The sequence below is a fragment of the Pseudomonas sp. PS02303 genome (genome assembly GCF_029959925.1).
Classification (GTDB): Bacteria; Pseudomonadota; Gammaproteobacteria; order Pseudomonadales; family Pseudomonadaceae; genus Aquipseudomonas; species Aquipseudomonas mandelii.
Genome location: NZ_JASCOM010000214.1, coordinates 1 through 9,996, shown reverse-complemented (window position 1 = coordinate 9,996; position 9,996 = coordinate 1). Strand labels below are relative to the sequence as shown.

General features: G+C 62.2%; 8 protein-coding genes. 3 read left to right on the top strand and 5 right to left on the bottom strand.

Annotated features, from left to right (window positions below):
- Positions 1 to 51 precede the first annotated feature (51 nt).
- Positions 52 to 714: a GMP/IMP nucleotidase gene (gene yrfG, locus QMX98_RS27755; protein ID WP_010464712.1), complete on the bottom strand. Its 663-nt coding sequence runs from the start codon at positions 712 to 714 to the stop codon at positions 52 to 54.
- A 90-nt stretch (positions 715 to 804) separates the two neighbouring features.
- On the opposite strand from yrfG, the gene nudE reads away from it, so the two are divergent.
- Entirely contained in the window at positions 805 to 1,371 is a 567-nt protein-coding gene (gene nudE / locus QMX98_RS27750) for an ADP compounds hydrolase NudE (RefSeq protein WP_282411689.1), read from the top strand.
- Positions 1,368 to 2,195, top strand: coding sequence for a 3'(2'),5'-bisphosphate nucleotidase CysQ (cysQ, locus tag QMX98_RS27745; protein WP_282411688.1), 828 nt, complete (start codon positions 1,368 to 1,370; stop codon positions 2,193 to 2,195). Before nudE ends, cysQ begins: the two co-directional genes overlap by 4 nt.
- Positions 2,196 to 2,363: 168 nt before the next feature.
- On the opposite strand, the gene QMX98_RS27740 is transcribed toward cysQ, so the two are convergent.
- The 4 genes from QMX98_RS27740 to rfbC all read right to left on the bottom strand — a co-directional run bounded on the left by QMX98_RS27740 (position 2,364) and on the right by rfbC (position 6,711).
- Entirely contained in the window at positions 2,364 to 2,819 is a 456-nt protein-coding gene (locus tag QMX98_RS27740; RefSeq protein WP_010464706.1) for a YiiD C-terminal domain-containing protein, read from the bottom strand.
- 40 nt (positions 2,820 to 2,859) lie between these two features.
- Entirely contained in the window at positions 2,860 to 4,254 is a 1,395-nt protein-coding gene (locus QMX98_RS27735; RefSeq protein ID WP_282411687.1) for a sigma-54 dependent transcriptional regulator, read from the bottom strand.
- Positions 4,251 to 6,059: an ATP-binding protein gene (locus tag QMX98_RS27730; RefSeq protein WP_282411686.1), complete on the bottom strand. Its 1,809-nt coding sequence runs from the start codon at positions 6,057 to 6,059 to the stop codon at positions 4,251 to 4,253. Before QMX98_RS27730 ends, QMX98_RS27735 begins: the two co-directional genes overlap by 4 nt.
- A 106-nt stretch (positions 6,060 to 6,165) precedes the next feature.
- Entirely contained in the window at positions 6,166 to 6,711 is a 546-nt protein-coding gene (gene rfbC, locus QMX98_RS27725) for a dTDP-4-dehydrorhamnose 3,5-epimerase (protein ID WP_282411685.1), read from the bottom strand.
- Positions 6,712 to 6,992: 281 nt separating this feature from the next.
- Here rfbC and QMX98_RS27720 point away from each other — a divergent pair, with 281 nt between their 5' ends.
- Positions 6,993 to 9,905 (top strand): aminotransferase, encoded by a 2,913-nt coding sequence (locus QMX98_RS27720; RefSeq protein WP_200667473.1) that lies wholly within the window; start codon positions 6,993 to 6,995, stop codon positions 9,903 to 9,905.
- Positions 9,906 to 9,996: the final 91 nt, after the last annotated feature.

Genomic DNA, 9,996 nt, shown 5'->3' with positions numbered 1-9,996 from the left:
CGGAACGAGCGATGCGGCGTTCCGACTTGCCCGCGAAGCAGGCGATAAGGTCTAAAGCCCTGCAATAAGCTCCCGATAATCCCCCACCGCCGCAAACTCCGCCGTGTCCTTCGGCCCTTTGCGACTGTCCGGCTCACTCACCGCCAACAGGTGCGCCACCCCAAAACTCTGCGCACTGCGCAGGATCGGCAACGTGTCGTCGATAAACAGGCTGCGAGCCGGGTCGAAACCGATGTCGGCCTGCAACGCCTCCCAGAACTGCGGATTCTCCTTGGGAAACCCGTAGTCATGCGAGCTGATCAACCGCTCGAAGTAGGGCGCCAGTTCAATCCGTTCCAGCTTCAATGACAGCGAATCACGGTGCGCATTGGTGATCATCACCACGCGCTTGCCCGCCTGTTTGATCGCCGCCAGAAACGTGTCCGCATCCGGTCGCAGGGCGATCAGGTGGGCGGTTTCCAGTTTCAGTTCGCGCACCGGCAGTTTCAGCTCGGCGCTCCAGAAATCCAGGCAATACCACTGCAATTGGCCGGCGTTGCGTTCGAACAGCGGCTGCAACTCCATCTCGGCCATGGCCCGGCTGACCCCGTGCAACTCGGCGTAACGCTGAGGCAGGTGCTCCATCCAGAAATGGTTGTCGTAGTGCAGGTCCAGCAGCGTGCCGTCCATATCCAGCAGAACGGTGTCGATGTCGCGCCAGGGCAGCAGGGACATAAAAAACTTCTCCAGCGGTAAAAAAGATATCCGAGGTCAACAATCAGGATAGGCCGGGTATAGTAACCCGCTTACGCCAAGGAGCCTTTCATGCGCCAGAAACCCACCGTACTCGCCCGCGAGATCGTCGCCAACAGCCGTTTGTTCTGCGTCGAGGAGCTGAAGCTGCGCTTTTCCAATGGCGTGGAGCGCACCTACGAGCGCTTGGTCGGCAAAGGCGCCGGCTATGGCGCGGTGATGATCGTGGCGATGCTCGATGCGGATCATGCCGTGCTGGTCGAAGAGTATTGTGGCGGCACCGATGCTTATGAGCTGTCGTTGCCCAAAGGCTTGATCGAGCCGGGCGAGGACGTGCTGGCGGCGGCCGAGCGCGAGCTCAAGGAAGAGGCCGGGTATGGCGCGCGGCAACTGGAGCACCTGACCGAGTTGTCGTTGTCGCCCGGTTACATGAGCCAGAAGATCCAGGTGGTGCTGGCCACCGATCTGTACGAAGAGCGCCTGGAGGGCGACGAGCCCGAGCCGATGGGCGTGGACAAGATCAACCTGCGCGAGCTCTCATCCCTGGCGCAGAACCCGCGATTCACCGAGGGCCGTGCCTTGGCGGCGCTGTATCTGGCCCGTGATCTGCTGACTCAGCGAGGGGTGTTTCTGCCATGACGTTCCCGCATCCATTGATGGCGCCTGTGATTGAGCTGGCGCTGAAGGCTGGCGAAGCGATTTTGCCGTTCTGGCGCATCGGCACGGCGGTGACCGCCAAGGCTGACGATTCGCCCGTCACCGCAGCCGATCTGGCCGCCCACCATCTGATCCTGGACGGACTGACGGCACTGGACCCGAGTATTCCGGTGCTGTCCGAAGAAGACGCCAACATTCCCCAAAGCGTGCGAGCCGGCTGGCAGCGTTGGTGGCTGGTGGACCCGTTGGACGGGACCAAAGAGTTCATCTCCGGCAGTGAAGAGTTCACCGTCAACATCGCGCTGATCGAGCAGGGCCGGGTGGTGTTTGGCGTGGTGTCGATGCCGACCAACGGGCGGTTCTATGTCGGTGGCGCCGGTCTGGGCGCGTGGCGCGGTGATCAAGGTGCCGAGGCGTTGCCGATTCAGGTTCGCGAGGTTCCTGCTGCGGGCGAGGCGTTTACCGTGGTCGCCAGCCGCCGGCATTCAAGCCCCGAGCAGGAACGTTTGCTGGCCGGTTTGAGCGCCAGTCTGGGTGAGTTGCAACTGGCTAATATCGGCAGTTCGTTGAAGTTCTGTTTGCTGGCGGAAGGCGCGGCGGATTGTTATCCGCGCCTGGCGCCGACCTCGCAGTGGGACACGGCGGCGGCCCAAGGTGTGCTGGAAGGGGCGGGTGGTGAAGTGCTGGATTTGAGCGGGAAGCCTTTTTGTTATCCGGCGCGGGAATCGCTGTTGAATGAGTTTTTTCTGGCGCTGCCGGCGAAGGCTGCGTGGCGAGAGAAGTTACTGGAACTGGCCCGATCCTGAGTTCACCCAAACCTGTGGCGGGAGCTTGCTCCCGCTGGGCTGCGAAGCGGCCCCAAAACCTAGACTCCGCGCAGCATCAGTTAAACCCGGCTGCCTGATTTGCGACTGCTGCGCCCGAGCGCGGACCGGCCGGCGGGAGCAAGCTCCCTCGCCACAGGTTTTGAGTCTTTACCGGTGCAAGACGTACTGCCCGGTAAACCTCACCGCATCCTCATCACTATCGGCATTGACGATCCGCGAATGCAACGCCAGCCGCGCCCGTCCATAGCGCTGATACATCGCCAGAAACTTCTTCCACACCACCGCGCTCGGCGCCTGGCAAATCGCAATCGCGTCCATGGTCACCGGCAGCGGATAAGTGATGTGCCCTTCCTGAATCACAATGTGCCCGCCTTCAATTCCTTCTTCGTGCAAGCGCAAATGCAGCCAGCCCCAACCTGCCAGCACCGCGCCGCAGTACAGGCTGCCGCCGAACATGGTGCTTTTGTGATTGACGTTGGCCTCCAGCGGCAAGTGCAGTCGCAGTTGCTGGTCGTGCCAGTCGAGCACTTTGAGGCCCATGTCCCGGGTCAACGGAATATCGCGGTGGAGGACTGATTCCAGGTGACGACTGTCGCGGCTCATTCACGGGTCTCTTTTTTAAAGATGATGATGGGACGGTAGCTCAATCGAGTTCGTCGGTGTGGCTACTGGCGCCGCCGTCGGCGAAGTTCAGGCCGTGCTTGCGCAGTTTGTCGTGCAGAGTCTTGCGCGGAATGCTGAGGGCCTCGGCGAGGCTGCGTACCGAGCTGTGAGAGCGCGCCAGTTCGGCGGCAATCAACGATTTCTCGAAGTTTTCCACTTGCTCGCTCAGGCCGCCGCTGACCACTTCTACGGTCATGCCGGCAGCGCCCTCCGGTGTGTTGTTGTCCAAGGCCAGTTCCAGGCCCAGGGCAAAACGTTCGGCGGCGTTTTGCAGTTCACGCACGTTGCCCGGCCAGGTGTGGCGCAGCAGCAGGGCGCGTTGCCCCGGTTGCAGTTCATGGGGCGGCAAGCCATGGCGGGCGCTGGCTTCGTCGGCGAAATACTGGAACAGCACCAGCGCGTCTTCGCCGCGCTCACGCAGCGGCGGAATACGCAGCGGCGCGACGTTCAGGCGGTAATACAAGTCGGCCCGGAAGCGCCCTTGATCGGCGGATTGACGCAGGTCTTCCTTGGTCGCGGCGATGATGCGGATGTCCAACGGGATCAGTTGATTGCCGCCCAAACGCTCGACCACGCGCTCCTGAAGCAAGCGCAGCAGTTTCACCTGCACATCCAGGCTCATGCTTTCGATTTCATCGAGGAACAGCGTGCCGCCGTTGGCGAACTCGAACTTGCCGATGCGGCGCTTTTGCGCGCCGGTGAAGGCACCCGGCTCGTGACCGAACAGCTCGCTTTCCACCACAGACTCAGCCAAGGCCCCGGCGTTGATCGCTACAAACGGACCGCTACGGCGGCTCGACAAATCGTGCAGCGCCCGGGCCACGACTTCTTTGCCGGCACCGGTTTCGCCAAGAATCAGCACGTCAGCCTTGGTTGCCGCCAGCGCACCAATTTGCTCGCGCAAGCGCAGCATCGGCGCCGATTGCCCGACCAGTCGGGTGCTCAGTTCATTGCGATCGCTCAGGGCCAGACGCAGGCTGCGGTTATCCAGAACCAGTCGGCGCAGGGCCAAGGCGCGGCGAACGCTGTCCAGCAGCGCGTCGCTGGCGAAGGGTTTTTCCAGGAAGTCATACGCCCCGGCACGCATCGCTTGCACGGCCAGCGGCACATCGCCGTGGCCGGTGATCAGCAACACGGGCAACTCAGGGTCCTGGGCATGCAGTTCGGTCAGCAGTTCGAGGCCGTCCATGCCCGGCATGCGGATGTCGCTGACCACCACGCCGGGCCAGTCGCGCTCCAGTTGCCCGGCCAGGCCCTTGGCTTCGGCCAGTGGCAGGATTTTCAGGCCCCCCAGGTCCAGCGTCTGGCTCAACGCCTGACGCAGGTGGGGATCGTCGTCGATCAGCACGACCTGGACACGGTTATCGATGGTCATGCACTTCGGTCCTCGGACGGTTGCAGGCTCACACCCGGTGCGCCTGCGCGCAACTTCAGGGTAATCAGGGCGCCGCCTTCCTTGTGGTTGGCGAACGACAGTTCACCGCCGAAGGCGCGCATCAGGGTTTCGCAAATCGCCAACCCCAGGCCAAGCCCCTGGGTGCGGGTCTTGGTGGTGTAGAAGGGCTCGCTGGCGCGACCAAGGGCTTCCATGCAGAAGCCGGGGCCGTTGTCGCGAATGTACAGCGTGACGCCGTCCGCGGTGGATTGGGCACTCAACCAGAGTTTACGCGGCGGGCCTTTTTCGGTCAGCGCGTCCAGCGCGTTGGCCAACAGGTTGCCGAGCACTTGGCGCAGACGGGTTTCCCCGGCCTCGACCCACAACGTGGCCGCCGGCAAATCGCGGATCAGTTCGACTTCCATGCTGCGCCGACGCTTGGCCAGCAACGCCAGGGCGTCATCCAGCGCTGGTTGCAGGGCGACACTTTCCGGCGCATGGCGATCGCGCCGGGCGAAGGCGCGCAAATGAGCAATGATCGACGCCATGCGTCCGGTCAGTTCGCTGATCAGCTTGAGGTTGCCGCGGGCATCGTCGGTGCGCTGATGATCGAGCAGCACTTCGGCGTTTTCCGCGTAGCTGCGAATGGCGGCCAACGGTTGATTCAATTCGTGGCTGATGCTCGCCGACATCGTCCCCAGCGCCGACAACTTGCCGGCCTGCACCAAGTCGTCCTGGGCGCGCACCAGTTCCTGCTGGGCATGTTCGCGCTCCAGCACTTCCTGTTTCAATCGACGGTTGAGGCCTTCGAGGTCACTGGTCCGCTCGGCGACCCGGCCTTCCAGCTCGCGCCGCGCCTTGGCTTCGAAGGCGATGCGTTCGAGGTAATGGCGGCGGCGCTGCATCATCAGGCCGAGCAGCAACATCAAGACCAGCAACGTCGCGCCGCCAATGGCGACAACGGTACGCACCGGGCGGTCGATCAGGGTGCGGGGGGCGAGGATGCTGACGTTCCAGCCGGTTTCGGCGATCTGCTGGGTTTGAGTCAGCCAGGCGTTGGGGTTGAGCCTCAATGGTTTCGGATCGCGGGTCGGGTACGGCTGGATCGCAGTGATCGCTTTGCTTTCTTCTTCGCTCAAGGGCCGGGTCGAGCGGAATCGCCACTCAGGCCGCGACGTGAGGATGACCACACCGTTATGGTCGGTCAGCAGCAGTTGTTCCGGGGTTTTACCCCACAGGCTTTCGGTGTGGTCCAGGTCGACCTTGACCACCAGTACGCCGATGATTTTCTCGCCGTTGCGCACGGCGGCGGCGAAGAAATAGCCGCGCTTGGCTGACGTGGTGCCTAAGCCGAAAAAGCGCCCGAGCCGTCCGGCCATGGCTTCGCTGAAATACGGACGGAAGGGAAAATTGCGGCCGACGAAACTGTCGTGTTTGTCCCAGTTCGATGCGGCCAGGGTCTTGCCCGTGGTGTCCATCAGGTACATGACTTCGGCGCCGGTCTGGGCGCTGATGTTTTTCAACAGGCGATTGGCATTGCCTTGGGTGACGCTGTCATCCGGCGCCCCGAGCACTGCGCGCAGGGCCGGCAGATCGCCGAGGATCTGCGGCAACACTTCATAACGGTGCAGCGTGCCCAGCAGGTTGGCAACGTAAAGGTCGAGGGTCTGACGGTTCTGCCCGGCCAGCTCGCTGCGGTAGTAACGCTCGGCCAGATGCTCCAGCGGCCACAGCAACGGCGCCAGGCACAGCGCAAGCAGTGCGAGGCTGCGCCAGCGGGGTCTGCGGGGAAGGGTCGGAGTCATGAGCATCGGGCGCCTGTGGGTACAGGCGCATTATGCCTAGGCTTGCGGGCGCAGTCTGCGCACCATGGGGGCGGCACGCCTGTACGGTGAAAATTCAGACGGTAATTCAGGAAAAGACGTCAGCATCCTTGAAGAACGCAGCGGCTTGGTCCTTGCCGGACAGTTGCGGTGCTTCGTCCAGTTGCCAGTCGATAGCCAGGTCCGGGTCATCCCAACGAATGCTGCGCTCCGCCGACGGAGTGTAATAGTCGGTGGTCTTGTAGAGAAATTCGGCGAAATCACTCAACACCACAAATCCGTGAGCGAAACCTTCCGGAATCCAGAGTTGGCGATTGTTTTCGGCGGACAGGCGCACGGCGACCCATTTACCGAAATGCGGCGAGCTGCGACGAATGTCGACGGCGACATCAAGCACTTCACCGGCGGTGACGCGCACCAATTTGCCCTGGGTGTTTTCCAGTTGGTAGTGCAGGCCGCGCAGTACGCCTTTTTGCGAGCGGGAATGGTTGTCCTGAACAAACTGTGTGACCAGGCCTGTCGCTTCTTCGAAAGCCTTGGCGTTGAAGCTTTCATAGAAAAAGCCGCGCTCGTCACCAAATACCTTGGGTTCGATGATCAGAACACCGGGCAGGTCGGTGGTGACTACATTCATGTCTTTTCTCCAGCAAATGGCATTGATGGCGGACATTCTTACGCAAAGTGTCAGCCGACGCGAGTGGTGTGGTTTATCAAGACAGAAATGGCGACTTGAGCCTGAGTGAAAGGGTCGCATTGTGGTTGTGTTCATTTCTATAGAAAGTCAGGGTCAATAAAGGCCAACCGGGATTTGTGCAGGAAAGTCCGGCCAAGAGGTTTCAGGTTTGAGAGGGGGGGTTGCGTATCGCCTCCAGCAGTGGCGATATAAGCGCCTAATAAAACTTCAGGGGTCGTTGTATGCCGCTCGCCACGTTGATTCACCGCGCCAGTTTGCCCAGCCCGCAAGTGTCTGCGGAGCAAGCGCTAGAGCTGCTGGAAGGGCATTACGGGCTGAGTGGAAGGTTGCACGCCCTGGGTAGCCAGCAGGACCTCAACTTTCGGGTCGACAGTGATCAAGGGCGTTTCGTCCTGAAAATCTGCCGTGGCGACTATTCGGCGCTGGAGCTGCAAGCCCAGCATGCCGGACTCAAGCAGTTGGGTGAACACTCCGGCGTGCATGTGCCGCGAGTGATTCCGGCAATAAACGGCGCTGAACTGCTCACGCTGGAAGTCGGGGGTCAGGCCGTGCATATGCGCCTGCTCGATTACATCGAAGGCCAGTCGCTGACGCACCTTGATCATTTGCCCGGTCCGGTGGTGGCCGGTTTCGGTCGGCTGTGCGGCGAAATGGACCTGGCACTGGCCGCTTTCGAGCATCCGGGCCTTGAGCGCACGCTGCAGTGGGATGCCCGCCACGCCAGCGCGCTGATTGGCCATTTGCTGCCGGTGATCAAGGATGACGCGCAACGCCGGTTGATCGCCGACGCGGCGGAACGGGCCGAGCATCATTTACTGCCGCTGGTGGACAAGCTGCCGGTGCAGGCGATTCACATGGACATCACCGACGACAACGTGGTCTGGCAGCGTGACTCGCAACGCCAATGGCAGTTGCAGGGCGTGATCGATTTCGGCGACCTGATCCGTACCTGGCGCATCACCGATCTGTCGGTCACTTGCGCGGCGTTGCTGCATCACGCCGATGGCGATCCTTTCTATATTTTGCCGGCGGTCCAGGCGTATCACGCCGTCAATCCGCTCACCCATGAAGAACTGCGGGCGCTGTGGCCGCTGATCGTCGCGCGCGCGGCGGTGCTGGTGCTCAGTGGCGAGCAGCAAGTCAGCATCGATCCGGGCAATGATTACAGCCGCGACAACCTGAGCCACGAGTGGGAGATCTTCCGCGTGGCCACGTCGCTGCCGCTGGAATTGATGGAAGCGGCGATTCTGACGTCGGTCGGCCAGACACTGCCGAGCATTGGCAGCGAAGGTTTCGCGCCGTTGCTGCCGAGCCTGGTGGGGCGTGAATTTGCCTTGATCGATCTGGGTGTGCTGAGCCCGCATTTTGAGGCGGGCAACTGGGAGCAAGAGGGGGTTGATCAGCGTTTGCTGACTGAAGCTGCGGCGGCTCACGGATTGGCGGCCAGTCGTTATGGTCAATACCGGCTGTCCCGTACTCGTCCAGATAGCTCAGGCGAACCCGACACCTGCCCGTTGCACGTGGAGTTGCGAGTGCCAAACGGCACGGCGGTCGAATCGCCGTTTGCCGGCGTGGTCCATCAGCCGGCGGCGGGTGTGTTGCAACTGGACGGTCCGCAACTGAGCGTGCGGTTGTGGGGCGTGACGCCGTCGCTGCACACCGGCGCGGCGCTGGTCAAAGGTCAGGTGCTGGGTGCGGTCAGCGGGCCGTTGATTGTGCAGTTGTGCCGAGGCGCTTCGTTCGATGCGCCGTTGTTTTGCACGCCGTCTCGCGCACCGGCCTGGCAAGCGTTGTGCCCGTCACCGGCGGCGCTGCTGGGGCTGGCTTGCGATGCTGAAGCCGAGCTCGATTCGCAGACGTTGCTGGCGCGCCGTGACGCCAGTTTCGCGCGCACGCAGAAGCATTATTACGTCGACCCGCCGCGCATCGAGCGTGGCTGGCGCAATCACCTGATCGACATGCAGGGCCGCTCCTACCTCGACATGCTCAACAACGTCGCGGTGCTGGGCCACGGTCATCCGCGCATGGCGGCGGTCGCCAGCCGTCAGTGGTCGTTGCTCAATACCAACTCGCGCTTCAACTACGCGGCGGTGGCCGAGTTTTCCGAGCGCCTGCTGAAGCTGTCGCCGGAGGGCATGGACCGGGTGTTCCTGGTCAACAGCGGCAGCGAGGCCAATGACTTGGCGATCCGTCTGGCATGGGCCTACAGCGGCGGTCGCGACATGCTCAGCGTGCTGGAGGCTTATCACGGCTGGACAGTGGGCGCGGACGCGGTTTCGACCTCGATTGCCGACAACCCGCAAGCCTTGAGCAGCCGTCCCGATTGGGTGCATCCGGTGATCGCGCCGAATACCTATCGCGGCGAATTCCGTGGCCCAGGCAGCGCGCCGGACTACGTGCGCAGCGTCGAACACAACCTGGCGAAAATCGCTGAGCAGAAACGCCAGTTGGCCGGTTTCATCTGCGAACCGGTGTACGGCAATGCCGGCGGGATATCGCTGCCGCCGGGTTATCTGAAACAGGTCTATGCGTTGGTTCGCGCCCAAGGCGGTGTGTGCATCGCCGATGAAGTGCAGGTCGGCTACGGGCGCATGGGGCACTTCTTCTGGGGCTTCGAGGAGCAAGGCGTGGTGCCGGACATCATCACGATGGCCAAAGGCATGGGCAACGGCCAGCCGTTGGGCGCGGTCATCACCCGCCGGGAAATCGCCGAGGCGCTGGAGGCCGAGGGTTACTTCTTCTCGTCGGCCGGCGGCAGCCCAGTCAGTTGCCAGGTCGGCATGGCGGTGCTGGACGTGATGGAGGAAGAAAAGCTCTGGGAAAACGCTCAGGTGGTGGGCGGGTATTTCAAGGAGCGGCTTGAAGCGCTGATCGATATTCATCCGTTGGTGGGCGCGGTGCATGGTTCCGGCTTCTATCTGGGTGTCGAGCTGATCCGCAACCGCGAGACCCTGGAACCGGCGACCGAAGAAACCACGGCGCTGTGTGACCGGTTGCGGGAGTTGGGGATTTTCATGCAGCCGACAGGGGATTATCTGAACGTACTGAAGATCAAACCGCCGATGGTGACGTCGCGCCGGAGTGTGGATTTCTTTGTCGACATGCTTTCGAAGGTGTTGGATGAAGGGTTGTAAGGCTTGATATCGCCTTCGCGGGCAAGCCTCGCTCCTACAGAATTTGCGCGATTTCAAATTGGCGCATGGCCTGTAGGAGCGAGGCTTGCCC

Excerpts from the sequence above, each read along its gene's own strand:
- yrfG (WP_010464712.1), bottom strand. The coding sequence starts at position 714 with ATGTCCCTGCTGCCCTGGCGCGACATCGACACCGTTCTGCTGGATATG.
- nudE (WP_282411689.1), top strand. The coding sequence starts at position 805 with ATGCGCCAGAAACCCACCGTACTCGCCCGCGAGATCGTCGCCAACAGC.
- cysQ (WP_282411688.1), top strand. The coding sequence starts at position 1,368 with ATGACGTTCCCGCATCCATTGATGGCGCCTGTGATTGAGCTGGCGCTG.
- QMX98_RS27740 (WP_010464706.1), bottom strand. The coding sequence starts at position 2,819 with ATGAGCCGCGACAGTCGTCACCTGGAATCAGTCCTCCACCGCGATATT.
- QMX98_RS27735 (WP_282411687.1), bottom strand. The coding sequence starts at position 4,254 with ATGACCATCGATAACCGTGTCCAGGTCGTGCTGATCGACGACGATCCC.
- QMX98_RS27730 (WP_282411686.1), bottom strand. The coding sequence starts at position 6,059 with ATGACTCCGACCCTTCCCCGCAGACCCCGCTGGCGCAGCCTCGCACTG.
- rfbC (WP_282411685.1), bottom strand. The coding sequence starts at position 6,711 with ATGAATGTAGTCACCACCGACCTGCCCGGTGTTCTGATCATCGAACCC.
- QMX98_RS27720 (WP_200667473.1), top strand. The coding sequence starts at position 6,993 with ATGCCGCTCGCCACGTTGATTCACCGCGCCAGTTTGCCCAGCCCGCAA.